The sequence below is a fragment of the Cellulomonas denverensis genome (assembly GCF_012396125.1).
GTDB classification, from domain to species: domain Bacteria; phylum Actinomycetota; class Actinomycetes; order Actinomycetales; family Cellulomonadaceae; genus Cellulomonas; species Cellulomonas denverensis.
On record NZ_JAAXOX010000013.1, the window covers coordinates 92,688 to 116,026 of the forward strand.

Sequence of the window (23,339 nt, forward strand, 5' to 3'; positions counted from 1 at the left end):
CCTGTGCTGTTCCGGCCCGCGAAGTGCCGGGCAGGGTCGGGCGTCGATGGGCCAGCGGGTACTGCCGGTGGGTCAGTCGCGCACCAGCGGCCGCAGGTCGGCGGAACGGGCCACGGCGTCGGGGTCCCCGGTCAGGGCGAGCCAGTTCGCCAGCATCCGGTGGCCGCCCTCGGTGAGCACCGACTCCGGGTGGAACTGCACCCCGTGCAGCGGCAGCTCCCGGTGCTGCAGACCCATGATGATGCCGTTCGCCCGGGCGGTGACCACCAGCTCGTCGGAGACCGTGTCGTCCACCACCGCCAGCGAGTGGTAGCGGGTCGCGGTCAACGGGGTCGGCAGGCCGGCGAACACTCCCTCACCGTCGTGCTCCACCCGGCTGGTCTTGCCGTGCATCAGCTCCGGCGCATGGGTCACCGTCCCGCCGAAGACCTCACCGAGCGCCTGGTGCCCGAGGCAGACCCCGAGCATCGGCACCCCGGCCTCGGCACAGTCCCGGATCACCTGCATCGACGCGCCGGCCTCCGCGGGGGTGCCGGGGCCGGGTGAGACCAGCACGCCGTCGAAGCCCTCGCGCTCGGCGGCCGGCGGCACGGCATCGTTCCGGACCACCACGGTCTCGGCACCCAGCTGATTCAGGTACCCGACGATGGTGTAGACGAAGGAGTCGTAGTTGTCCACGACCAGGATGCGGCTGACCACAGGGCTACTCCTCGCCGACGGTGGCGTCGTTGAACGGCATGAACGGGGCGATCTCCGGGAACACCCAGAGGAAGCAGGCGGCCAGCACCCCGGCCGCCAGGATGAGCAGGATCAGGGCCCGGATCACGGCGGGTCCGGGAAGGTGGCGCCACAGCCAGCCGTACATCAGAGCTCAACACCTTCCAGCTCGGCGGGGATGCCCTCGGAGGTGGGCGCCCAGTACTCGAACTCGCCCCACACGATGTACCGCTCACGGGCGGAGAACATCGGGTGGCAGGAGGTCAGGGTGATCAGGCGGCGGGTCGCGGTCTCGTTGGTGACGGAGGGGTCCTCCGGGTCGGGGGCGATCGTCCACACGTCCTGCGGCATCACGATGTCCGAGCCGGTCACCCGGTAGACGTACCAGGTGTCCTGGGTCCAGACCACGATCGGGTCGCCGGGCTGCAGCTCCGCGATCCGGTTGAACGGCTTGCCGTAGGTGGTGCGGTGCGCGGCCAGCGCGAAGTTGCCCAGCCCGCCGGGCATCGCCGCCCCGTCGTAGTGCCCGACACCGAGCGGGTTCAGCACGTTCGGCCGGTCGGTGCCCTGAGTGATCGTCCGGGTCGGTTCCCCGTCCCAGCGCGGCACCCGCATCGAGGCGAACGTGGTCAGGTACTCGGGCTGCTCCATCACCGGCGGGTCGTCGTACCGCGGGGTGACGATGCCGGTGGCCTGCTCGATCGGGTCGTTCCACCCGCCGGCCTCCACCACGGCTGCCTGCTCGCGGTTGCCCTCGACGTCCGTCCACCACAACTGCCAGCCCAGGAAGGCCAGCAGCAGCACCCCGCAGGTGATCAGCAGCTCGCCGACCACCCCGACGAACCCGAGCACGAACCCGCCGAACCCACCACGACGACCGGCGGGGCGCTCGTGCCGCTGCCGGGTGTCGGAGCGCCGGGCGCGCCGGGTCTCGGGTGCGGGTCCGGCGATCGCCTCGTCGAACCCGGGCCAGGTCGGGTCGGTGCCGCTCATCCTGCGGAGTCCTCCTGATCGGAATTGCCCGATCCGCCCGCGGCGGCGACCAGCCCCGGCAGGATCTCGGTCCCCGCCGGCACACTGGCATAGGTCAGATCGGCGGGGCCATCGTAAGCGGGCAAGCTGAGATCCTGGCGCTCCTGCACCGACCAGCCCAGACCGACCGCCGCCACCCAGCTCTTGTACGCCCGGATCGCCGGGTCCGAGTCCAGTGCCTCCATCAGTGCCGCGGGGTCCCCGATCGCCGTGACCACGTAGGCCGGCGAGTACCGGCGGCCCTGCAGGGACAGCACGTTGCCGATGCACTGGAACGCACTGGTCGAGATCACCCGCTGGTCCATCAGCATCATCGCCTCGGCGCCACCGGCCCACAGCGCGTTGATCACCGCCTGCAGGTCCTGCTGGTGCACCACCAGGTCGTCCGCCCCCACCCCGGCCGGCCGCGGACCGTTCGGATCGGCGTCGTCGAGTTCGACCACCAGCCCCTCACCGGTCACCGGCACCTGCCCGGACGCCACCTCCGCCGCCACCCCCGCCGAGGACCAGTCGATCCCGGACTGCGCGTTCTGTTCCGCGGTCAACCGGTCGACCTCGCCGCGGAGCTCCTCCACCTGCGCGGCCAGGCGTTCCCGGCGGGCATCCTCGTTGGCCTGCAACCCCGGCAGGTCGACCGCCTGGCGCTCGTCGCTGCCGCGGGACAGCCGGGCGTTCGCCGTGAACAGCGTCCCGGCCAGTGCCATCACCACGCCCACGCTGATCGTGCCGCGCAGGGCGTGCCGGCGCCGGGCGCGGTGCTGGTGGTGTTCCGGGCGCTGCTGGGGCTGTTCGGCGTGCTGCTGCTGGTGTTCCGGGCGTGCCGGGGCAGGCCCATGACCGGACCGGTTCGTCACCTGGTCCGGGGCCTCGGAGTCACCGGTCTGCTCGGCCACGCACCCTCCTCGGGGTCGACGCCACTACGCTAGTCACATTGTCCGGCCATCTCGGCGGCCCGCCCGGTCGGATCCGGTCGAGGCCATGAAGTCAGGAGCATCCCCGTGCCGAAGTCGAGGACGCGGAAGAAGGCGCAGTACACCGCCCCCCAGCAGAAGGCGGCGCCGAAGGTCGGCAACCCCGTGTGGTTCGTGCCGGTCGTGATCGGTCTGCTGGTGCTGGCCCTGGCCTGGATCGTGGTCACCTACCTCACCAGCTTCGACTACCCGATCCCGGCGATCGGTGCCTGGAACCTCGCGGTCGGCTTCGGCTTCGCGCTGGTCGGCCTCGGGATGCTGACCCGCTGGCAGTGACCCGGGCCTGACCCGCACGACCAGGCCTGATCCGCACGGCCGGGCCTGACCCGCACGACCGGCCCGGAGCGCGCGCCGGCCACCGGCTGCGCATCCCGGCCGACGGGGTCCGCGCCCCGGGTGCCGGTTCCCACGGCAGACAAGACCCGCGCCGCGACCACCGTGAGCACGGCGAGGGCGAGAGTGCACGAGTGCACGCCTCAGCACGCGGGAAGCGTGCATTCGCGCAACCTCGACCTGCCAACACCGGAACAGCCGCAGGCGCGCCCGGCGACCCCAGCCCTTCACCGTTCGCCGATCCCACGCCCGGCCCCGCGGCGCCGAGAGTGCACGAATGCACGCCTCAGCACGCGGGAAGCGTGCATTCGCGCAACCTCGACCTGCCAACACCGGCACAGCCGCCGGCGCGCCCGGCGACCCCAGCCCTTCACCGTTCGCCGATCCCACGCCCGGCCCCTGCGCCCGGCCCGCACTCGACCTTGCCGGCCCCGCGCGGTTTCCCCAGCCGCCGCCGGTTCATCCCCAGACACACCCCCGCGCGTCCCCAGGCCCCTCGGCCCGGATCCATGCGGTCTGCACCGTGTTGACGCCCCCACTGTCCCCAGCAGTGGACAGCCCTGTGGATAACTACACCGGTGTAATTCCACACCTGTGAGTAACTCTGGGGACGGGGTCAGCGGGCCGAGAACCTGCTGGTGGGAGGCTCGTCCGGGCCTCAGCCGAAGAAGCCGTGCTGCGCGTACAGCAGCACCGGGACGGCGACCAGCGCGACCAGAGTGATCGCGCTGGCGCCCACCGCAGCCAGGTGCTGCCGGGCCCGTGGGGTGTAGGCGAACACCGCCCCGAGCGCGGCGCCGACGATCAGGCCGCCGAGGTGCGCCTGCCAGGCCACCCCGGGCAGCACGAAGCCGAGCACCGCGTTGATCGCGATTACGCCGATGATCGCGCCCGCCGACCGGCCGACCCGGCGCAGCACGACCAGCACCGCGCCGAACAGCCCGAACACCGCGCCGGAGGCGCCATACAGCCCGGTGAACCAGCCGCCGTCGGCTGCGGCGAACGCCATGAACATGACCGACCCGGCCAGCGCGCTCAGCAGGTACAGCGCCAGGAACCGCCAGCGCCCGAACGCCTGCTCCAGGAACGGTCCCACCGAGTACAGCGCGACCATGTTGAACAGCAGGTGGAACGGCTGGTTCGGCGCGTGCAGGAACGCCGCGGTCAGGAACCGCCAGGGCTCCTGCTCCCCGAAGTAGGGCACGAAGTAGAGCGCATTCGTCCACCCATCAGCTACCTGCTGCAGCAGGTAGCTGACCACGCACAACCCGATCAGGGTCAGCGTGACCACCGGGCGGCCCTGGCGCGCCACCCCGCCGAAGATCGTGCGGTTGGCCGGCGTCCGGGCGGCGGCCTCGCGCACGCAGTCGACGCACTGGACACCGACCGCGGCCGGGCGCTGGCACTCCGGGCAGGTCGGCCGGTTGCACCGCTGGCACCGCACGTACGAGACGCGGTCCGGGTGCCGGGGGCAGACCGGCGGCGGGGGAGTGGGCGCAGCGCCCGGCTGCGGGTAGCTCATCGGTGTCTCAGGCCTCGATGGTCACCGACTCGATCACCACGTCCTGCGACGGCCGGTCGCCCGGGCCGGTGCGGGTGGTGGCGATCTCGTCCACGACCTTCTTCGAGTCCTCGTCGGCGACCTTGCCGAAGATGGTGTGCTTGCCGTTCAGGTGCGGGGTCTCGGTGACCGTGATGAAGAACTGCGAGCCGTTGGTGCCGCCGACCTTGCCGGTGATCGGGTCACGGCGCAGACCGGCGTTCGCCATCGCGAGCAGGTACGGCTCGGAGAACCGCAGCTCGGGGTGGATCTCGTCGTCGAAGGAGTAGCCCGGGCCGCCGGTGCCACGCCCGAGCGGGTCGCCGCCCTGGATCATGAAGCCGTCGATCACCCGGTGGAAGATGACGCCGTCGTAGAGCGGGGTGTTCTTCTGCTCGCCGGTCGCCGGGTCGGTCCAGGTCTTCTCGCCCGTGGCCAGCCCGCGGAAGTTCTCCACGGTGACGGGTGCGTGGTTCGGGAACAGCTCCAGGCGGATGTCGCCCCGGTTCGTGTGCAGAGTCGCGTACATACGGTCATCTTCGCACGGGGGTCTGACCACCGGCCGAGTGAAGACCCTGTGCCGGTGTGCCCGTTCCGGGGTGCCTGCCACCTGCGCGAAGGCCGACACAGTGGCAGAGTGGGAGGTCATTCGACCAGCGTGGAGCGGGAGTGAGTGGACATGCCCTTTCTGACCCGACGGAGCAAGCTCGATCGCGTCGCCGACAAGTTGCAGGCCGAGCGCCTGAAGGACCAGACCGCCGACGTGGGTGCCGCCCTGGCCGAGGTGCGGGCCAAGGCCGCTGACCAGGCCGGGAAGCTCGCCGTCGTCGCCAAGGAACAGGCGGTGGAGAAGGCCGGGACCGCCCGCGAGGCGGCCGGTCACGCCGTGGAGTGGACCCAGCCCCGGGTGGAGGCCGCCATCGAGTGGCTGCTGCCCCGGCTCGACCACCTCTACAAGGAGAGCGTGAAGGCCGCCGCCCCCCGGGTGGAGAAGGCCGCGGAGAAGGCCGGCCCGGTGATCGACACTGCGCACGACAAGCTGGTGGACGATCTGCTGCCCAAGCTGGTCGCCGCGGTGAACGAGGCCGCCGACCGGGCCGGCACCGCCGTCGCCCAGGCCGCCGACCGGGCGCAGGACGCCCCGGCGAAGCTGACCAAGGACAGCAAGAAGGCCGCCAAGGCGATCGAGAAGGCCGAGAAGCCCAAGGGCAAGGCCGGCAAGCGGTTCCTGATCGTCGCGACCGTGGTCGGTGCCGGTGCCGCGGTGTTCGCCTGGAGCCGCTCGCGGACCCAGAACGACCCGTGGGCCGAGCCCTGGGAGCCCGAGGCCCCGACCGGCGACCAGGTGCGCGCCCGCGCCCAGGCCGTCCGCGAGGACCTGAACGACCAGCTCGGCGACGCCGCGGAGGCCGTGGGCGAGGCCGCCGGTGAGGCGGTCGCCAAGAGCCGTGAGGCCGGCAAGAAGGTCGCGGAGAAGGCCGCCGAGGTCCGTGAGGCAGCCACCGAGCGTGCCCAGGACGTGCAGGAGAAGGTCGCCGAGGCGACCGAGAAGGTGCAGGACGCCGCCAAGAAGGCCGCCCCGCGCCGCAGCCCGGCCAAGAAGCCGGAGGGCGAGGCCGACCAGGCCTGACCCACCCGAACACGACGGCCCGGTCCCCGCACGGGGGCTGGGCCGTCGTCATGTCACGCCCGCAGCACCTTCGCCATCGGCTTGCCCTTGGCCAGCTCGTCGACCAGCTTGTCCAGCCAGCGGATCTGCTGCATCAGCGGGTCCTCGACGTTCTCCACCCGCACCCCGCACACCACGCCGGTGATCAGGTCGGTGTGCGGGTTCATCGGCGCCGCCGCGAAGAAGTCCTCGAAGGTGGTCTCCGCCGCCAGGTGCGCCCGGAATTGCTCGTCGGTGAACCCGGTCAGCCAGAGGATGACCTCGTCCACCTCCGCGGCGGTCCGGCCCTTGCGCTCGGCCTTGGCGACGTACGCCGGGTACACCGACGCGACGCTCTGGCGGAAGATCCGGCTCATGGCGCCGAGGCTACTCGCGGTGCGCCCCGTGTTCAGCCGCCGAACGCCCGGGCCAGCACCTGGTGGTCGCAGTTGCCGCCGGTGAGCACCACGGCGACCCGGCGACCCCGGTTCAGCTCCCGGTCCCGCACGGCCGCGGCCAGTGCGATCGCGCCGGCCGGTTCGGCGAGGTTGTGCGTGGCCCGGTACAGCAGTGCCATCGCGTCCAGCGCCTCCTGGTCGGCGGCCCGCTCGATCCGGGACGCACCGGCGACGACGACAGCCACCGCGCCGGGGTCCGGGATCCGGCAGGCCACGCCGTCGATCAGGGTGTCCGCGGCGTCGGTGGCCACCGGCTCACCCCGGTCGAAGGACAGTGCATAGGCCGGTGCCCGGTCCGCGACCACGCCGACGACCTCCGCGCCGGAGCCGATCAGGTCCCGCACCGCGATGTTCGCGCAGATCCCCGAGCCCATCCCGACCGGCACATAGACCACATCCAGCCCGGGCACGTCCTCGTGCAGCTCGGCGGCATAGGTGGCGACACCCTCGACCAGCCACGGGTGCACCGGCGGCACCGGCACCAGGCCGCGCTGGTCCGCCAGCACCCGGGAGTGGTCGACCGCCGCCTGGAAGTCCCGGCCGTGCACGATCAGCTCGGCCCCGAAGGCCTCGGTCGCGGCGTTCTTGTCCGGGGAGTTGCCCTCCGGCACCACGATCGTCACCGGCACCCCGGCGGCGGCGCCGGCGAAGGCCAGCGACTGCGAGTGGTTCCCGCGGCTGGCCGAGATCACGCCGGCACCCGGTCGCTCGTCGGCGTGGTGGGCCATGAAGGTCAGCCCGCCCCGGACCTTGAACGCCCCGGTCGGATTGTGGTTCTCGTGCTTGATCCAGGTCGTGGTGCCGGTGGCGGCCTCGATCAGCGGCCAGCGGTAGGCGGCGGACCGGGGGACGTGCCGGGCCACCACGTCCCGGGCGTGATCGAGGGTGTCGGCGGTCAGGTGCAGCTCGCGAGGCTCCATCGGCCCATCCAAGCGTGACCGGCCAGGTGGGGGAAGGGACGGCCATAACGGAACGAGACCCCGACCGGCAGCCGGAGTCTCGTGTGGGTGGAGCCAAGGGGACTCGAACCCCTAACCCCCTGCTTGCAAAGCAGGTGCGCTACCAATTGCGCCATGGCCCCGTGCGGGCCGGTGATGCAGCCCTGGGTGGTCAGTCGACCGAGTCGGTGACCTCGGCCCACAGGTCCCGGTCGTCCCGCTCGGCGGCGTAGCGCGTGTAGGCCACGTAGCCGACGGCGGCGACGGCCGCGAGGAGCAGGAGCTTCTTCATGGGATCCCCCAGGTGGGCTCGGGAGTGGGCCTAAGAGGACTTGAACCTCTGACCTCTTCCTTATCAGGGAAGCGCTCTAACCGTCTGAGCTATAGGCCCGTGTCACGCGGTGCGGACCGGATGAGGTTACCCGATCACAGCCCGTGCACCCAAACCGTGGCCGGTCCCGCAGACACGGGACCGGCCACGACGGGGATGTCAGTCGTCGGTCATGGTCAGGTGCACGCCACCGACCAGGGCCGCGGAGATGTTGTAGATGAAGGCGCCGATCGTGCTGAGCGCGGTGATCAGGAAGACGTTGATGATCGAGATCAGCGCGGTGGCGGAGATGACCCGGTCGTAGGCGACGTAGTCGAGCAGGTCGAACTCGGAGTCGGCCAGGATCTCGGTGACCAGGTCGTTGATGCTGCTGAACACGTGCATGCCGTTCAGGGCGAGCCAGATCGCGCTCACCGCGACGACCAGCATGATGCCGATCGCGAAGGACACCAGGAACGACAGCTTCATCACGGACCACGGGTCGATCCGGGACACCGCGAGCCGCACCCGGCGCGGACCGGCATCGCCGGCGGCCGAGGTCGCGGGCTTGCTGGGCCGGTCCTTGGCCGGGCGCTCCGCCACCGGGGTCAGGGTGACCGCGGGGGTCCCGGTGGACTCCTGGGCGGCCGGGGTCGCCGGGGCGGAAGTCGCCGGGGTGCTCGGGGCCTCGGGTGCCTTGGTGGCGGTCGTGGCGGACGGACCGCTGGACTTCACCGCGGCACCCCGGGCGGCCGCGCCGGAACGCGGGGCGGATCCGGTGGACTTGCTCGCGTCGCTGCCCGACTTCTTGCGCGGCGGGATCGACGGCGGCTTCGGACTGCTCACTCGTCGGCCTCCTCGGTGGTGTCGTCAGCGACCGGGGAGTCCGGCGCTGTGCTGGCGGGGGCGGTGCCGTCCGTGGCCGGTGCTCCCAGTTCGTCGTCCACGGTACCGGCATCCTCCTCGACCTGACGTTCGCTGTTGCGCGCCACGGCGATGATCCGGTCGTTCTTGTCCGGCTTGGCGAAGATGACGCCCTGGGTGGTGCGGCCGGTCGCATTGACCTCGCTGACCGCCGAGCGGACGATCTTGCCCCGCTCCATGATGACCATCACCTCGTCGTCGGTGTCGACCACCAGCGCGCCGACCAGGTCACCGTTGGACTCGGGCAGGTTGGCCACCTTGATGCCGAGTCCGCCACGGCCCTGCTGGCGGTAGTTGTCCACGGTCAGGGCGGTGCGCTTGGCGATGCCGCCCTCGGTAACGGTGAACAGGAAGGCGTCCTCCCGGACCACGTCCATGGCCAGCAGGTCGTCGTCGCCGCGGAACTTCATCCCGGTGACGCCGGAGGTCGCCCGGCCCATCGGCCGCAGGGTGTCGTCGGAGGCGGTGAACCGGACCGACTGGCCCTTGCGGGACACCAGGATCAGGTCCTGGCCGGAGTCGACGATCCGGGCGGACACCAGCTCGTCCGGGCGGCCGTCGGCGTCCTCGCGCAGGTTGATCGCGATCACGCCGCCGGTCCGGTTGGTGTCGTACTCGGTCAACCGGGTCTTCTTCACCAGGCCGGACCGGGTGGCCAGCACCAGGTACTCGGCGGCGTCGTAGGTGCGGATGTCCAGCACCTGGGCGATCTTCTCCCCGGGCTGGAAGGCCAGCAGGTTCGCCACGTGCTGGCCCTTGGCGTCCCGGCCGCCCTCGGGCAGCTCGTAGGCCTTGGCCCGGTACACCCGGCCGAAGTTGGTGAAGAACAGCAGCCAGTTGTGCGTGGTGGTGACCGAGAAGTGGTCGACGATGTCGTCCTCACGCAGCGTGGCGCCACGCACCCCCTTGCCGCCGCGCTTCTGAGCACGGTAGGCGTCGGTGCGGGTGCGCTTGGCGTACCCGCTGCGGGTGATGGTGACGACGATGTCCTCCTCGGCGATCAGGTCCTCGACCGACACCTCGCCGTCGTAGGGCAGGATCGTGGTCCGCCGCTCGTCGCCGTACCGGTCGACGATCTCGTCCAGCTCCTCGCGGACGATGGACCGCTGCCGGTCGGCGGACTCCAGGATCGCCCGGTACTCGGTGATCTCGGCCTCGAGCTTGGCGTAGTCGTCCAGGATCTTCTGCCGCTCGAGCGCGGCCAGCCGGCGCAGCTGCAGGGTGAGGATCGCGTTGGCCTGGATCTCGTCGATCTCCAGCAGCGCCATCAGGCCGGCCCGGGCCTCGTCGACGTCGGGGGAGCGGCGGATCAGCGCGATCACCTCGTCCAGCGCGTCCAGCGCCTTGAGGTAGCCGCGGAAGATGTGGATGGCCTCCTCGGCCTTCCGCAGCCGGAAGCTGGTCCGGCGCTGGATCACGTCGATCTGGTGCGAGGTCCAGTGCCGGATGAAGGCGTCCACGCTCAGCGTGCGCGGCACCCCGTCGACCAGGGCGAGCATGTTCGCGCCGAAGGTCTCCTGCAGCTGGGTGTGCTTGTACAGGTTGTTCAGCACGACCTTGGCGACCGCGTCGCGCTTGAGCACGATCACCAGGCGCTGGCCGGTGCGGCCGGAGGTCTCGTCCCGGATGTCGGCGATGCCCTGCACCCGGTTGTCCCGGACCAGGTCGGCGATCTTCTTGGCCAGGGTGTCCGGATTGACCTGGTACGGCAGCTCGGTGACCACCAGGCAGATCCGGCCCTGGATCTCCTCGACCTCGACCACCGCGCGCATCGTGATCGAGCCGCGGCCGGTGCGGTAGGCCTCCTCAATGCCCTTGTGCCCGAGGATGGTCGCGCCGGTGGGGAAGTCCGGGCCCTTGATCCGGGTCAGCAGCGCGGCGAGCAGCTCCTCGTGGCTGGCCTCCGGGTGGTCCAGGTGCCAGCGGACACCCTCGGCCACCTCGCGCAGGTTGTGCGGCGGGATGTTGGTGGCCATCCCGACCGCGATGCCGGCCGAGCCGTTGACCAGCAGGTTCGGGAAGCGCGACGGCAGCACCGACGGCTCCTGGGTCCGGCCGTCGTAGTTGTCCTGGAAGTCGACGGTGTCCTCGTCGATGTCCCGGACCATCTCCATCGCCAGCGGCGCCATCTTGCACTCGGTGTACCGCGGGGCGGCCGCCGGGTCGTCGCCGGGGGAGCCGAAGTTCCCCTGCCCGGCCACCAGCGGGTAGCGAAGCGACCAGTCCTGGACCAGGCGGACCAGGGCGTCGTAGATCGCGGTGTCACCGTGCGGGTGGTACTTGCCCATCACGTCGCCGACCACGCGCGAGCACTTGGAGAACTGGCGGTCCGGGCGGTAGCCGCCGTCGTACATCGCGTACAGCACGCGGCGGTGCACGGGCTTGAGGCCGTCCCGGACCTCGGGCAGGGCGCGGCCCACGATCACGGCCATCGCGTAGTCCAGGTACGACTGCTGCATCTCGAGCTGCAGGTCGACCTGTTCGATGTTGCCGTGCTGGATGTTGTCGCCGGTCAGTTCGGTCACGAACTCAATCCTTCGTCAGGTGCGGGGAGGCTCAGATGTCCAGGAAGCGCACGTCGCGCGCGTTCTGCTGGATGAAGGTGCGGCGGGACTCGACGTCCTCACCCATCAGGGTGGAGAAGACGCTGTCGACCGCCGCGGCCTCCTCGAGCGTGACCTGGAGCAGGGTGCGGTGCTCCGGGTCCATCGTGGTGTCCCACAGCTCGGAGTAGTCCATCTCACCCAGGCCCTTGTAGCGCTGGATGCCGTTCTCCTTGGGGATCCGCTTGCCGTTCGCCTGGCCGTCCGCCAGCACCGCGTCCCGCTCCCGGTCGGAGTACACGTAGTCGTGCGGGGAGTTCGACCACTTGATCCGGTACAGCGGCGGCTGGGCCATGTACACGTGGCCCTGGATGATCAGGTCCGGCATGTACCGGTACAGCAGGGTGAGCAGCAGGGTCCGGATGTGCTGGCCGTCCACATCGGCGTCGGCCATCAGCACGATCTTGTGGTACCGCAGCTTGCTGACGTCGAAGTCCTCGCCGATCCCGGTGCCGAAGGCCGTGATCAGCGCCTGCACCTCCGCGTTGCCCAGGGCCTTGTCCAGCCGGGCCCGCTCGACGTTCAGGATCTTGCCGCGCAGCGGGAGGATCGCCTGGGTCCGCGGGTTGCGCCCCCGGACCGCCGAACCGCCGGCCGAGTCACCCTCGACGATGAAGATCTCGCACTCGGCGGCGTTGTTGGACTGGCAGTCCTTCAGCTTGCCGGGCATCGAGTTGGACTCCAGCAGGCCCTTGCGCCGGGTCGCCTCGCGCGCCTTGCGGGCCGCCATCCGGGCCTGGGACGCCTGGATCGCCTTGCGGATCACGTCCCGGGCCTCGTTCGGGTGCGAGTCCAGCCAGTCGCCGAGCTGCTCGTTGACCACCCGCTGGACAAAGGTCTTGGCCTCGGTGTTGCCCAGCTTGGTCTTGGTCTGGCCCTCGAACTGCGGCTCGCCGAGCTTGACCGAGATCACCGCGGTCAGGCCCTCGCGGATGTCGTCGCCGGTGAGGTTGTCGTCCTTCTCCTTGAGGATGCCCTTGTCCCGGGCGTACCGGTTGATCAGCGAGGTCATCGCCGCCCGGAAGCCCTCCTCGTGGGTGCCGCCCTCGGTGGTGGCGATCGTGTTCGCGTAGGTGAACACCGACTCCGAGTAGGCGCTGGTCCACTGCAGGGCGATCTCCAGCGAGATCTTGCGCTCGGTGTCCTCGGACTCGAAGTCGATGACCTCCGGGTGGATCAGCTCGACCTTCTTGGTGGAGTTCAGGTGCGTGACGTAGTCGACCAGGCCGCCGTCGTACTTGTAGCTCACCGTTCGCGGGCCCTGCCCGGAGGCGGACTCGGCGCCGGTGACCTCGTCGTCCACGTCCCGGGCCTGGGGGCGCTCGTCGGTCAGCGTGATCCGCAGGCCCTTGTTCAGGAAGGCCATCTGCTGGAACCGCGACCGCAGGGTCTCGAAGTCGTAGTCGGTGGTCTCGAAGATCTCCGGGTCGGCCCAGAACGTCTGGGTGGTGCCGGTCTCCTCGGTGGCCTCGCCGCGCTGGATGTCGCCCTGCGGGTGACCGCCGTTGGCGAAGTCCATCCACCAGGCGTAGCCGTCCCGCTTCACCTCGCTGTGCACCCGGGTGGACAGCGCGTTCACCACGGAGATGCCCACGCCGTGCAGACCACCGGAGACCGCGTAGCCGCCGCCGCCGAACTTGCCGCCGGCGTGCAGGATGGTCATGACGACCTCAAGCGTCGGCTTGCCCTCGGTCGGGTGCATCTCGACCGGGATGCCACGGCCGTTGTCCGCGACCCGGACCCCGCCGTCGGCCAGCAGGGTGACCTCGATGGTGTCGCAGTAGCCGGCCAGCGCCTCGTCGACCGAGTTGTCCACCACCTCGTAGACCAGGTGGTGCAGGCCACGGGCGCCGGTGGAGCCGATGTACATGCCCGGGCGCTTGCGGACCGCCTCCAGCCCCTCGAGGACGGTGATCGCGGAGGCGCCGTAGTCGCCGCCGTTCGGCTTGGGTGTCTGATCGGCCACAGTCAGTGGTGCTCCTCAGTCCTGCGCACTCCCGGCATGCGGACACGACGCTCCCGTGACCACGGGGCGGGCGTTCCACGACGCTTCGGACGGCGCATCGGCGACCCGGTGCGGATCCACGCCGGGCATGACTGCACGATTCTACCCTCTCGCGGCCGGAGATTCGTGGTGGACCCGCGTGGAAACGGTGCGAGACGGGCCGCTGACGGCTTGAGGGGTGGGCGCGCGTACCCCTCCCCTGACCCGGGGGTCGCGGCGGCTCAGCCCCAGGTGTCCCGCGGGCCGCGTCCCTTGACCGATCGTTTACCCCGGCCGAAGCCCGGCCCGGCCGGTCCGAGCACCCGGACCTCGGTGACCACGCCCTGCCCGACATCCTCCGCCATCCGGCTGACCAGCTGCGGAGCCAGCAACTTCAGCTGCTGCGCCCAGGCGGTCGAGTCGGTCCGGACCACCAGGACGCCGTCGGTGAAGGTCTCCGGGGTGCAGTGGTCGGCGATCTGGTCCCCGACCACGTCCCGCCAGCGTCCGATCACCCCGCCGATCGAGATCTCCGGCACCCAGCCGCGGTCCCGGAACAGCATCGACATGGTCGCCGACACCGTCTGTGGGTCCCGCGGGTGCAGACCCGGACCACCACGATCGGCGGCGCTCAGTGGTGAACGCCGCGTAGCCTCCTGGCCGGGCCGGTAGCCCTTCGACCGGGCGACCGCCTTGAACCGGCCGAGGGCGAGCCGGGCCATCTGCGCGCCGGAGGTCAGGCCGTCCAGTTGCTCGCACACCGGGACGGTCGGGTCGAAGGACCCGTCACCGGACACGGGTGACCTCGGCGGACATCACGTCGAACCGGGCGCCGGCCAGCTGCTCCGGCACGTCCCCGGGCACCGCGGCGGTCACGAACACCTGCCGGGCACCGGCGACCATCGACGCCAGCCGCTGCCGGCGCTTGGCATCCAGCTCGGCGAAGACGTCGTCCAGCATCAGCACCGGCTCGCCGTCCGGACCCGAGTCGGCCACCCACAGATCCGCCTCGCCGTTGATCGTGCCCTCGACCGGCCCGTGGGTCAGCAGCTGGTAGGACGCCAGCCGTAGCGCCAGGGCGAAGGACCACGACTCACCGTGGCTGGCGTAGCCCTTGGCCGGCAGCCCGCCCAGGGTGAGCACCAGGTCGTCCCGGTGCGGCCCGACCAGGCACAACCCGCGCTCCAGCTCCTTGCGCCGCACCCGCTCCAGGGCGCGCAGCATGTCCGCCTGCACCGTCTCGAACGACCGCGGGCCGGCGTCCGGGGCCAGCTCGTCCGGGTCGGTGGCGTCCATCGACGACCGGTAGGTCAGCTCCGCCGCGCCCTGGCCGTCACTGACCTCGCGGTAGGACTCGGCCACATACGGGGTCAGCGCCGCCACCACCGCGTGCCGGGCCACGATCACCCGCGCCGCCAGCTCGGCCAGCTTGGCGTCCCAGATGTCCAGCGTGCTCAGGTCCAGATTCGACCGGGAGCCGCGGAACCCGGCCGCCGACTTCAGCAGCGCGGTCCGCTGGCGCACCACCCGGTCGTACTCGGAGAACACCCCGGCCAGCCGCGGCGTGATCTGCACGCACAGCGCGTCCACGAACCGCCGTCGGCCGTCCGGATCACCCTTGACCAGCGACAGGTCCTCCGGCGCGAACAGCACCGACCGCAGCGCGCCGATCACGTCCCGTGACCGGGACGGCGCCCCGTTCAGCTTGACCCGGTTGTGCCGCCCGGACCCGAGCTGGATGTCCAGCACCAGCGCCCGTTCGGAGCCGTCGTCCTGCGCCCGCACGATCCGGGACCGCACCACGGCCGCCGACGCCCCCGCACGGACCAGGGGGGCGTCGGACGGCACGCGATGGCTGCTGAACGTCGACACGTAGCCGATCGCCTCGACCAGATTCGTCTTCCCCTGCCCGTTCGGCCCGACGAAGGCCGTGATCCCCGGTTCGAAGGTCAGGTCGACCTGGTGGTAGGACCGGAAATCCGTCAGGGACAGGTGGGAGACGTACATGCCGGTGGGCGCTCAGCCCTCCGAGCGCACGCCCGCGGGCGTCCCACCGGCGACCTCGCCACCGGCGGACTTCACGGCGTGGCCCCCGAACTGCTGGCGCAGCGCGGCGACGGCCTTCATGGCGGGGGAGGTGTCCTGGCGGGACTGGAACCGGGCGAACAGCGCCGCGGTGATCACCGGCAGCGGCACGGCGGCGTCGATCGCCTCGTCCACGGTCCAGCGGCCCTCGCCGGAGTCGGCGACCCAGCCCTCGATCTCGTGGAAGTCCTGGTCCTCCTCCAGCGCCTTGACCAGCAGTTCCAGCAGCCAGGACCGGACCACGGTGCCGCGCTGCCAGGCCTTCACGGTGCCGGCGACGTCCTCGACGATGTCCTTGGCCTCGAGCAGCTCGTAGCCCTCGGCGTAGGCCTGCATCAGGCCGTACTCGATGCCGTTGTGCACCATCTTCGCGTAGTGCCCGGCGCCGACCTTCCCGGCGTGCACGAAGCCCTCGTCCCGGGGGCCCTCCGGCCGCAGCGCGTCGAAGACCGGCATCGCCCGCTCGACGTCCGCGGCGTCGCCGCCGACCATCAGGCCGTAGCCGTTCTCCAGGCCCCAGACGCCACCGGAGACGCCGACGTCCAGGTAGTGCACGTCCTTGGCGGCCAGCGAGTCGGCGTGGGTGCGGTCGTCGCCGTAATACGAGTTCCCGCCGTCGATCACCAGGTCACCGGCCGAGAGCAGACCGGAGAGCTCCTCGATCACCGCGTGGGTGACCGCGCCGGCCGGGACCATCACCCAGATGATCCGCTCACCGGCGGGCAGCGACTGCACCAGCTCGGTCAGGGAGGCGACGTCGGACACCTCGGGGTTCCGGTCGTAGCCGGTGACCTCGATGTCCGCGCGGCGCAGGCGCTCCCGCATGTTCGCGCCCATCCTGCCCAGTCCCACCAAGCCGATCCGCATGTCTCCACCTTTCTCGCCCGACAGCGCACGGGCCGACCCCGTGGTGACACCGCCGGTCGCCATTGTCCTGCGGGCGGACCGGGGATGACGACCGGAACGGCCGTCTGACCGGTCACACCGTCAGGAGGCGAACCGGATCGGCACCAGCAGGTACCGGTACTCCTTCAGGTCCTCGCCCTCCAGCGACTCCTGGCCGGTGAACTCCACCGGCTTGTTCGGGTGGGTGAAGGCCAGCCGGACGAACGGGGTGTTCAGCGCGCCGAGCCCGTCCAGCAGGAACTGCGGGTTGAAGGCCACCGCGATGTCGTCGCCGACCAGGGTGGCCTCCAGCGCCTCGGAGGCCTGGGCGTCGTCACCCTGACCGGCGTCCAGCACCACCTGACCCTCGGAGAAGGTCAGCCGGATCGGGGTGTTCCGCTCGGCGACCAGGGCGACGCGCTTGGCGGCATCGGTCAGCAGCTGGGTGTTGACCACGGCGTGGATCGGCGACTCGTCCGGGAACAGCCGGCGCACCGGCGGGTAGTCGCCGTCGACCAGCAGGGACGTGGTGTGCCGGCCGCCGGCCTCGAAGCCGATCAGGTCCACGCCCTGACCGGTGGCCAGGCCGACGTTCACCGAGCCGGAGGCGCCGAGCGACTTCGCGGCGTCGTTCAGCGTGCGGGCCCGGACCAGCGCGACCTCGGAGATCGACGGGTCGGCGGGCTTCCAGACCAGCTCGCGCAGCGCGAGGCGGTAGCGGTCGGTCGCCAGCAGGGTGACCTTCTCGCCCTCGATCTCGACCCGCACGCCGGTGAGCAGCGGCAGGGTGTCGTCGCGGCTGGCGGCCACGGTGACCTGGGCGACCGCCTTGGTCAGCTCGTCGCCGTCGACGGTGCCGGACAGCCCGGGCATCGCCGGCAGCTGCGGGTAGTCCTCCACCGGCATGGTGAGCAGGGTGAAGCGGCTGGCGCCACAGGTGACCGAGACCTTGGTGCCGTCCAGCACGACGTCGACCGGCTTGGCGGGCAGGGCGCGGGAGATCTCGGCGAGCAGGCGGCCGGAGACCAGGACGCTGCCGGGTTCGGTCACCTCGGCCGGGATCTCGGAGCGCGCGGAGACCTCGTAGTCGAAGGAGGCCAGCCGGAGCACGCCGTCGGCCTCGGCCTCGATGCGGACCCCGGCCAGGACCGGCACCGGCGGGCGGGTGGGCAGGCTGCGAGCGATCCACGTGACGGCTTCAGCGAGGACGTCACGTTCGACGCGGAACTTCATGCCCCACCCTCTCAGTCGTGGGATGCAGTGATCCCAGGCGTGTGATTCCTGGCCGAAGACTACGCGAGTGGTGCTGGCCGGGGTACCGGATCGAGGCCTGTGGACGAGGTCGGAGGCTCGATTTCCTTCGCCTGGCGGGATCGTGAGCCCGGTTCGGGTGACCGGATCGGCCCGGCAGGGCTTGGACGGTCTGTGGATCTTCTTCTAGAGGAATCTGTCGTCGTGGTCATCGCGTCTGTGGATCCTGTGGAGAACCGGTCTCGTCGCAGGTCAGGCCGGAGTTTCGGATGTGCGTCGAGGCTGGGGACGCTGTGGTGGACAACGCCGGGGCACGTGGACAGTGCGGGGAGCGCGAATCTCCGTCCACCGGAACGGCAGGATCCGTCCACACGAACGCTGGGGGTCATCCACCGGTATCCACAGCTTCGTCCACAGGTGTGGGCAATCGTCCCATCGCTCTTTCGGGCTGTGGTTGAGGGTGAGAGCAGGAAGGGCCGCCGACCGGGGTGGTCGACGGCCCTGGTTCAGGAGCGGGACTCCTGTTTGATCCGGTTGGTCAGCTCGGTGACCTGGTTGAAGATCGACCGGCGCTCGGCCATCAGCTCGCGGATCTTGCGGTTCGCGTGCATCACCGTGGTGTGGTCCCGGCCGCCGAATGCCTGCCCGATCTTCGGCAGCGACAGGTCGGTGAGCTCGCGGCACAGGTACATCGCGATCTGTCGCGCGGTCACCAGCACCCGGGATCGCGACGAGCCGCACAGGTCCTCGATGCTCAGCCCGAAGTAGGCGGCGGTCTGGCCGATCACGGCGGTGGCGGTGATGTCGGCCTGGTCGTCGTCGGTGATCAGGTCCTTGAGCACGATCTCGGCCAGCGACATGTCGACCAGCTGGCGGTTGAGGTTCGCGAAGGCGGTCACCCGGATCAGGGCACCCTCCAGTTCGCGGATGTTGGTGGAGATCTTGGAGGCGATGTACTCCAGCACGTCGTCCGGCGCGGACAGATTGTCGTTGGCCGACTTCTTGCGCAGGATCGCGATCCGGGTCTCGAGGTCCGGCGGCTGCACGTCGGTGATCAGGCCCCACTCGAACCGCGACCGCATCCGGTCCTCGAAGCCGTTCAACTGCTTGGGCGGCAGGTCGGAGGTGATCACGACCTGCTTGTTCGCGTTGTGCAGCGTGTTGAAGGTGTGGAAGAACTCCTCCATCGTCTGTTCCTTGCCCTGCAGGAACTGGATGTCGTCGATCAGGAGCACGTCGACCTCGCGGTAGCGGCGCTGGAACGCACCGGCCTTGCCCTCGGAGATCGAGTTGATGAAGTCGTTGGTGAACTCCTCCGAGTTCACGTACCGGACCCGGATGGACGGGTACAGGTTCCGGGCGTAGTGCCCGATCGCGTGCAGCAGGTGGGTCTTGCCCAGCCCGGAGTCGCCGTAGATGAACAGCGGGTTGTACGCCTTCGCCGGCGCCTCGGCCACCGCGACCGCCGCGGCGTGCGCGAACCGGTTGGACGACCCGATCACGAACGTCTCGAACAGGTACTTGGGGTTCAGCCGGGCCGGCTCGGCACTGGGGGTGGGGCCGGCGGGCTGGCGGCGGTACGGCTGCTGGATCGTCTCGACCGGCTCCGGGTCCGGCTCGTGGGCCGGCGGCTCGGCGTCCTGCTCCGGTGCGGGGCCGGCTCCGGTGGACGAGGTGAGGTGGTCGCCCTTGCCGGTCTCCAGCGCCGGGTCGACCGTGATCGCGAACCGGCCCTCACGGCCCAGCGCGGCGCTCAGTGCCTCGGTGACCTCGGAGCGGACCCGGGTCTCCAGGTAGTCCTTGGTCAGATCGTTGCCGACCGCCAGGAGCATCGTGCCGTCCAGCAGACCCAGCGGAGTGGCCAGCCGCACGAACGCCAGCTGCCGGGGGGTGATGTCCGGGCTGACCTCGAGCTGGGCCACCGCGGTGGCCCACACCTGATGAAGCTGGTCGTCCTGGGATGGCACCTGAGTCCTCGCTGCTGTCGTGAATGCGGAGCGGATCCTGGCTGGCACCGCGCTGGTCGAGTGTCGCACGCCCGGACAGTGTCCACAGAGTTGTCCACACCTGTGTGTGACGGCCTTCACCGCTGGTTCCGCGCCGTCGTGGCCTCGGGATCCGGCGTTGTCCACAGGTCTGGATGACTCTGTCCACGGGTGGGGAGGATGCGTACTCGTGGTGTGAGAGGCGACGCTAGACCCGTCGACCGGCCGGGCGGAAGGGCCCCGGTCCCGCGTGATCGCGCGGCCTGCGCGGATATCACGGTTTGACCCTCGCGCGCGGAGGACGTAGCGTTGACCAGCCTTCTGATGGCTCCTGCTGGCGCGCCCATACGCCGGTGCATTCGCGTGACGCGGGGACGGAGCAGTCGAGCACAGGCACCCGAACTTTGGCCGTGATCGCGGCCGATGCAGCGAAGTAACTGGAGACCATCGTGAGCAAGCGCACCTTCCAGCCGAACAACCGGCGCCGGGCGAAGACCCACGGCTTCCGTCTGCGGATGCGCACCCGTGCGGGTCGCGCGATCCTCGCGGCGCGCCGCCGTAAGGGCCGCTCCGAGCTGTCGGCCTGACACCACCTCGCGGTGCTGCCCGCCGAGCACCGGATGCGTGAGTCCGTCCGGTTCGAGCGGACGGTCCGCTCCGGTGCACGCGCCGGGCGGAACACGCTCGTGGTGCACCTCATGACGCGAACCGACCCCGGACCTGGTCCGGCGGTCGGTTTCGTCGTGTCCAAGGCCGTGGGCAACGCCGTGGTCCGCAACCGGGTCAAGCGCCGGCTGCGCGCGCTGATGGCCGGCCGGCTGGACGCGGTCGGGCCGGAGCAGGACCTGGTGGTCCGGGCTCTCGCACCCGCCGCCGCAGCCGGTTACGCCGACCTCGGCCGCGACCTGGACGGAGCGCTCCGCACCGCCCGCAAGCGGCTCGCCGAGCGGAGTGCGGCATGAGCGGCGTCCTGCGCGGTGTGCTCCGGGCTCCCCGGCGCCTGCTGGTCCTGCTGGTGCGCGGGTACCAGCGGTACATCTCCCCGATGACCCCGCCGACCTGCCGGTTCTACCCGTCCTGCTCGTCCTACGCGGTCACCGCGATCGAGCGGCACGGTGTGATCCGCGGCGGCGGGATGGCCGCCTGGCGGCTGCTGCGTTGCAACCCCTGGAACCCCGGCGGCGTCGACGACGTTCCACCTGTCGGTCACCGACGACACTCGCACGACGCGGCCGCGGCCGCGCACTGATCCCTGGAGAAGCCCTGTCATGAGCTGGTTCGACGGCCTGCTGTACCCGATCATGGTGGTGGTCGCCTGGATCATGTACGCCTTCCACAAGGCGCTCGAGTTCCTGGGCCTGGACCCGGCCGGTGGCGCGGCGTGGGGCCTGTCGATCGTCGGCCTCGTGATCGTGATGCGGATCATCCTGATCCCGCTGTTCTTCCGGCAGATCAAGGCACAGCGCGGGCTGCAGCTCGTGCAGCCGGAGATGCAGAAGATCCAGAAGAAGTACAAGGGGAAGACCGACCCCGCGTCCCGTGAGGCGATGAGCCGCGAGACGATGGAGCTGTACCGCAAGCACGGCACCAACCCGTTCGCGTCCTGCCTGCCGATCCTGGCGCAGTCCCCGATCTTCTTCGCCCTGTTCCGGGTGCTCAACTCGCTGCCGCAGATCGCCGCCGGGACCTACGGCCGCGACGCCGTCGGCCCGCTCACCGCCGAGGTCGCCGGCCAGGCCGAGCAGGCCACCATCTTCGGTGCCCCGCTGTCCGGCACGTTCATGCAGGCCGCGAACTTCGGCGACGGCTCGCAGGCGATGCACATCCGGATCGTCACCGTCATCCTGATCGTCGCGATGTCGGCCACCACCTTCACCACCCAGCGCCAGCTGACCATGAAGAACATGCCGCCGGCCGCCCTCGAGGGCCCGATGGCGCAGCAGCAGAAGATGCTGATGTACGTCTTCCCGCTGATCTTCGCCTTCTCCGGCGTGAACTTCCCGATCGGTGTGCTGATCTACTGGACCACCACCAACCTCTGGACGATGGGCCAGCAGTTCTACACGATCCGCCGGCTGCCGGCCCCCGGCTCGCAGGCCGAGCTCGCGCTCAAGGCCCGCAAGGCGAAGAAGGCCGCTGCCCGCGGCGAGGTGCTGACCGACGAGGGTGGGATCCCCGGGATCGAGGAGGCCCGCCCGGTCGGTGGCCAGCGTCAGCAGCCGGTCGGCAAGGCGCGCGCCAAGAAGAAGTCGCCCGGGGGTGTGCCCGAGCTGCCGCCGGTGAAGCCGACGATCGAGGCCGCCGACGGCGACGGGTCAGCCGCGGGCTCCGGGTCCGGCAAGGTTGGCGCGACGGGTTCCTCTGCCAAGGGCTCGTCCGCGAAGGGCTCGACCGCCAAGTCCGGGGCTGGGGCGGGGTCCGGCACCAAGTCCGGGTCCGCCGCGAAGTCCGGTGGCGGCAAGTCCGGTGCCGCGAAGTCCGGGTCTGCATCGGCGTCTGCCTCGAAGTCGGGTGGCGGCAAGTCCGGTGCCGCGACGGCGTCCGCCTCCGGCAAGGCTGCCGGTGCGACAGCCGGGGCCGCCCCGCAGGCGGAGCCCGAGTACGACGAGTTCGACCCCAACGCCGGCGGCGCCGCCGAGCCCGAGTCCGGCAAGGGCGGGTCCAGCAAGAAGCGCAAGGGGTCCTGACCCCGACCGCCAGCACGCGCCGGGGGAGTGTTCCCCGCGTCGCCACGAACCTCCGCGCCGGTGGGGCGCGACACGACACAGGAGTTGAGATGACCACACCGAGTGAGGCGCCCGACGTCAGCGCCGCCACCTCGCGCCTCGAGGAGGAGGGCGAGATCGCCGCCGACTACCTCGAGGAGCTGCTCGACATCGCGGACCTCGACGGCGACATCGACATCGACGTCGACAACGGCCGGGCCTCCGTGGAGATCGTCGCCGACGAGGGTGCGGAGCGTTCGCTGCGCCGACTGGTCGGCAAGGACGGCGAGGTCCTCGACGCGCTCCAGGAGCTGACCCGCCTGACCGTCCAGGCGAAGACCGGCGACCGGTCGCGGCTCATGCTGGATGTCGCCGGCTACCGCGCCGAGCGCAAGACCGAGCTCGTCGCCCTCGCCGAGGCCGCCATCACCCGGGTGAAGGAGTCCGGCGCCGACGAGTCCCTCGAGCCGATGAACCCGTTCGAGCGGAAGGTCGTGCACGACGCGGTCGCCGCCGCCGGGCTCACCTCCGACTCGGAGGGCGTCGAGCCGTCCCGGTATGTGGTGATCCGCGCCAAGTGAGCCGATCGCGGCGCCGGAAGGCGTTGCTGGGGGAGTGACGAGAGGCCGTCCCGGGTTCGGGGCGGCCTCTCGTGTGTCCGAGGGAGCTCTGAGGATGCTTTCTCAGCAATTCGTCGCACCTGAGAGGACTGGCGGAATCGCGCCGCATATGGATCTGGTGCCATAGGGCTCGCGCGCCGCTGAGACGCCGGCCGGGGTGGTCGCTTCGCTCCGGAGTCGTGTCGGGGTGCTGCGTTCATGCCCGCCCGAGGTGTAGCACTGTCCGGGAGCCGGGAGCCGGGAGCCGGGAGCCGGGAGCCGGGAGCCGGGAGCCGGGAGCCGGGAGCCGGGAGCCGGGAGCCGGGAGCCGGGAGCCGGGAGCCGGGAGCCGGGAGCCGGGAGCCGGGAGC

24 protein-coding genes and 2 tRNA genes are annotated in these 23,339 nt (G+C 70.7%); 7 read left to right on the top strand and 19 right to left on the bottom strand.

The window, feature by feature from the left end:
* Positions 1-72: 72 nt before the first annotated feature.
* Genes HGA03_RS16540 through HGA03_RS16555 form a run of 4 tightly spaced genes read right to left on the bottom strand, consistent with a single transcriptional unit; the run spans position 73 to position 2,642 of the window.
* Positions 73-699, bottom strand: a complete 627-nt coding sequence (locus tag HGA03_RS16540; RefSeq protein WP_168631404.1) for an aminodeoxychorismate/anthranilate synthase component II — start codon at positions 697-699, stop codon at positions 73-75.
* A 4-nt stretch (positions 700-703) separates the two neighbouring features.
* Entirely contained in the window at positions 704-865 is a 162-nt protein-coding gene (locus tag HGA03_RS16545; protein ID WP_168631405.1) for a hypothetical protein, read from the bottom strand.
* A complete protein-coding gene (locus tag HGA03_RS16550; protein WP_168631406.1) occupies positions 865-1,710 on the bottom strand; it encodes a class E sortase in 846 nt (281 codons plus the stop codon). Before HGA03_RS16550 ends, HGA03_RS16545 begins: the two co-directional genes overlap by 1 nt.
* Positions 1,707-2,642: a DUF881 domain-containing protein gene (locus HGA03_RS16555; RefSeq protein WP_239073713.1), complete on the bottom strand. Its 936-nt coding sequence runs from the start codon at positions 2,640-2,642 to the stop codon at positions 1,707-1,709. The genes HGA03_RS16550 and HGA03_RS16555 overlap by 4 nt, the downstream gene beginning before the upstream one ends.
* A gap of 105 nt (positions 2,643-2,747) precedes the next feature.
* Between HGA03_RS16555 and HGA03_RS16560 the strand changes: the two genes are divergently transcribed.
* Positions 2,748-2,996 (top strand): cell division protein CrgA, encoded by a 249-nt coding sequence (locus tag HGA03_RS16560; RefSeq protein WP_168631407.1) that lies wholly within the window; start codon positions 2,748-2,750, stop codon positions 2,994-2,996.
* A gap of 715 nt (positions 2,997-3,711) precedes the next feature.
* Here HGA03_RS16560 and HGA03_RS16565 read toward each other — a convergent pair.
* Both HGA03_RS16565 and HGA03_RS16570 read right to left on the bottom strand, forming a co-directional pair.
* Positions 3,712-4,416, bottom strand: coding sequence for a rhomboid family intramembrane serine protease (locus tag HGA03_RS16565; RefSeq protein ID WP_308439774.1), 705 nt, complete (start codon positions 4,414-4,416; stop codon positions 3,712-3,714).
* 166 nt (positions 4,417-4,582) lie between these two features.
* On the bottom strand, positions 4,583-5,122 hold the full coding sequence (locus HGA03_RS16570) for a peptidylprolyl isomerase (RefSeq protein WP_168631409.1): 540 nt from the start codon (positions 5,120-5,122) through the stop codon (positions 4,583-4,585).
* Between the two features lie 150 nt (positions 5,123-5,272).
* Here HGA03_RS16570 and HGA03_RS16575 point away from each other — a divergent pair, with 150 nt between their 5' ends.
* The gene (locus HGA03_RS16575; protein WP_168631410.1) at positions 5,273-6,223 is read left to right on the top strand and encodes a hypothetical protein; all 951 of its coding nucleotides are present in this window, start codon (positions 5,273-5,275) and stop codon (positions 6,221-6,223) included.
* 53 nt (positions 6,224-6,276) lie between these two features.
* Here the strand turns inward: HGA03_RS16575 and HGA03_RS16580 are convergent, their stop codons facing one another.
* The 13 genes from HGA03_RS16580 to dnaA all read right to left on the bottom strand — a co-directional run bounded on the left by HGA03_RS16580 (position 6,277) and on the right by dnaA (position 19,646).
* Positions 6,277-6,618, bottom strand: a complete 342-nt coding sequence (locus HGA03_RS16580; protein ID WP_168631411.1) for a DUF2200 domain-containing protein — start codon at positions 6,616-6,618, stop codon at positions 6,277-6,279.
* 32 nt (positions 6,619-6,650) lie between these two features.
* Positions 6,651-7,619, bottom strand: coding sequence for a threonine dehydratase (locus HGA03_RS16585; RefSeq protein ID WP_168631412.1), 969 nt, complete (start codon positions 7,617-7,619; stop codon positions 6,651-6,653).
* An 88-nt stretch (positions 7,620-7,707) separates the two neighbouring features.
* Positions 7,708-7,780 (bottom strand) — tRNA-Ala (locus tag HGA03_RS16590).
* A gap of 29 nt (positions 7,781-7,809) precedes the next feature.
* Entirely contained in the window at positions 7,810-7,929 is a 120-nt protein-coding gene (locus tag HGA03_RS18520) for a DLW-39 family protein (RefSeq protein ID WP_210732611.1), read from the bottom strand.
* A gap of 25 nt (positions 7,930-7,954) precedes the next feature.
* Positions 7,955-8,028, bottom strand: a tRNA-Ile gene (locus tag HGA03_RS16595).
* A 99-nt stretch (positions 8,029-8,127) separates the two neighbouring features.
* Positions 8,128-8,793 carry a DUF3566 domain-containing protein gene (locus HGA03_RS19655; protein ID WP_168631413.1) on the bottom strand — a complete coding sequence of 222 codons (666 nt, stop codon included), beginning with the start codon at positions 8,791-8,793 and terminating at the stop codon, positions 8,128-8,130.
* Positions 8,790-11,396: a DNA gyrase subunit A gene (gene gyrA / locus HGA03_RS16605; RefSeq protein WP_168631414.1), complete on the bottom strand. Its 2,607-nt coding sequence runs from the start codon at positions 11,394-11,396 to the stop codon at positions 8,790-8,792. Before gyrA ends, HGA03_RS19655 begins: the two co-directional genes overlap by 4 nt.
* 31 nt (positions 11,397-11,427) lie before the next feature.
* Complete coding sequence (gene gyrB, locus HGA03_RS16610; protein WP_168631415.1) at positions 11,428-13,440, bottom strand: DNA topoisomerase (ATP-hydrolyzing) subunit B; 2,013 nt, start codon at positions 13,438-13,440, stop codon at positions 11,428-11,430.
* Positions 13,441-13,700: 260 nt separating this feature from the next.
* Positions 13,701-14,255, bottom strand: a complete 555-nt coding sequence (locus HGA03_RS16615) for a DciA family protein (protein WP_239073714.1) — start codon at positions 14,253-14,255, stop codon at positions 13,701-13,703.
* Complete coding sequence (recF, locus tag HGA03_RS16620; protein ID WP_168631416.1) at positions 14,245-15,465, bottom strand: DNA replication/repair protein RecF; 1,221 nt, start codon at positions 15,463-15,465, stop codon at positions 14,245-14,247. The genes HGA03_RS16615 and recF overlap by 11 nt, the downstream gene beginning before the upstream one ends.
* Positions 15,466-15,477: 12 nt before the next feature.
* Entirely contained in the window at positions 15,478-16,473 is a 996-nt protein-coding gene (gnd, locus tag HGA03_RS16625) for a phosphogluconate dehydrogenase (NAD(+)-dependent, decarboxylating) (RefSeq protein WP_168631417.1), read from the bottom strand.
* A 57-nt stretch (positions 16,474-16,530) separates the two neighbouring features.
* The gene (gene dnaN / locus HGA03_RS16630; RefSeq protein WP_168631418.1) at positions 16,531-17,661 is read right to left on the bottom strand and encodes a DNA polymerase III subunit beta; all 1,131 of its coding nucleotides are present in this window, start codon (positions 17,659-17,661) and stop codon (positions 16,531-16,533) included.
* A gap of 524 nt (positions 17,662-18,185) precedes the next feature.
* Positions 18,186-19,646 (bottom strand): chromosomal replication initiator protein DnaA, encoded by a 1,461-nt coding sequence (gene dnaA / locus HGA03_RS16635; RefSeq protein WP_168631419.1) that lies wholly within the window; start codon positions 19,644-19,646, stop codon positions 18,186-18,188.
* 467 nt (positions 19,647-20,113) lie between these two features.
* On the opposite strand from dnaA, the gene rpmH reads away from it, so the two are divergent.
* The 5 genes from rpmH (at position 20,114) to HGA03_RS16660 (ending at position 22,950) form a co-directional block, all read left to right on the top strand.
* Positions 20,114-20,251 carry a 50S ribosomal protein L34 gene (gene rpmH, locus HGA03_RS16640; protein ID WP_013885212.1) on the top strand — a complete coding sequence of 46 codons (138 nt, stop codon included), beginning with the start codon at positions 20,114-20,116 and terminating at the stop codon, positions 20,249-20,251.
* Between the two features lie 33 nt (positions 20,252-20,284).
* The gene (gene rnpA / locus HGA03_RS16645; protein ID WP_210732612.1) at positions 20,285-20,626 is read left to right on the top strand and encodes a ribonuclease P protein component; all 342 of its coding nucleotides are present in this window, start codon (positions 20,285-20,287) and stop codon (positions 20,624-20,626) included.
* Positions 20,623-20,913, top strand: a complete 291-nt coding sequence (gene yidD, locus HGA03_RS16650) for a membrane protein insertion efficiency factor YidD (protein ID WP_168631421.1) — start codon at positions 20,623-20,625, stop codon at positions 20,911-20,913. The genes rnpA and yidD overlap by 4 nt, the downstream gene beginning before the upstream one ends.
* 19 nt (positions 20,914-20,932) lie before the next feature.
* Positions 20,933-22,351, top strand: coding sequence for a membrane protein insertase YidC (yidC, locus tag HGA03_RS16655; RefSeq protein ID WP_168631422.1), 1,419 nt, complete (start codon positions 20,933-20,935; stop codon positions 22,349-22,351).
* Positions 22,352-22,440: 89 nt separating this feature from the next.
* Positions 22,441-22,950 (top strand): Jag family protein, encoded by a 510-nt coding sequence (locus HGA03_RS16660; RefSeq protein ID WP_168631423.1) that lies wholly within the window; start codon positions 22,441-22,443, stop codon positions 22,948-22,950.
* Positions 22,951-23,339 lie beyond the last annotated feature (389 nt).

Coding starts and splice junctions, on each gene's coding strand:
- HGA03_RS16545 (WP_168631405.1), bottom strand. CDS start 865: ATGTACGGCTGGCTGTGGCGCCACCTTCCCGGACCCGCCGTGATCCGG.
- HGA03_RS16550 (WP_168631406.1), bottom strand. CDS start 1,710: ATGAGCGGCACCGACCCGACCTGGCCCGGGTTCGACGAGGCGATCGCC.
- HGA03_RS16570 (WP_168631409.1), bottom strand. CDS start 5,122: ATGTACGCGACTCTGCACACGAACCGGGGCGACATCCGCCTGGAGCTG.
- HGA03_RS16575 (WP_168631410.1), top strand. CDS start 5,273: ATGCCCTTTCTGACCCGACGGAGCAAGCTCGATCGCGTCGCCGACAAG.
- HGA03_RS16580 (WP_168631411.1), bottom strand. CDS start 6,618: ATGAGCCGGATCTTCCGCCAGAGCGTCGCGTCGGTGTACCCGGCGTAC.
- HGA03_RS16585 (WP_168631412.1), bottom strand. CDS start 7,619: ATGGAGCCTCGCGAGCTGCACCTGACCGCCGACACCCTCGATCACGCC.
- HGA03_RS18520 (WP_210732611.1), bottom strand. CDS start 7,929: ATGAAGAAGCTCCTGCTCCTCGCGGCCGTCGCCGCCGTCGGCTACGTG.
- recF (WP_168631416.1), bottom strand. CDS start 15,465: ATGTACGTCTCCCACCTGTCCCTGACGGATTTCCGGTCCTACCACCAG.
- gnd (WP_168631417.1), bottom strand. CDS start 16,473: ATGGCGACCGGCGGTGTCACCACGGGGTCGGCCCGTGCGCTGTCGGGC.
- dnaN (WP_168631418.1), bottom strand. CDS start 17,661: ATGAAGTTCCGCGTCGAACGTGACGTCCTCGCTGAAGCCGTCACGTGG.
- rnpA (WP_210732612.1), top strand. CDS start 20,285: ATGCGTGAGTCCGTCCGGTTCGAGCGGACGGTCCGCTCCGGTGCACGC.
- yidD (WP_168631421.1), top strand. CDS start 20,623: ATGAGCGGCGTCCTGCGCGGTGTGCTCCGGGCTCCCCGGCGCCTGCTG.
- yidC (WP_168631422.1), top strand. CDS start 20,933: ATGAGCTGGTTCGACGGCCTGCTGTACCCGATCATGGTGGTGGTCGCC.
- HGA03_RS16660 (WP_168631423.1), top strand. CDS start 22,441: ATGACCACACCGAGTGAGGCGCCCGACGTCAGCGCCGCCACCTCGCGC.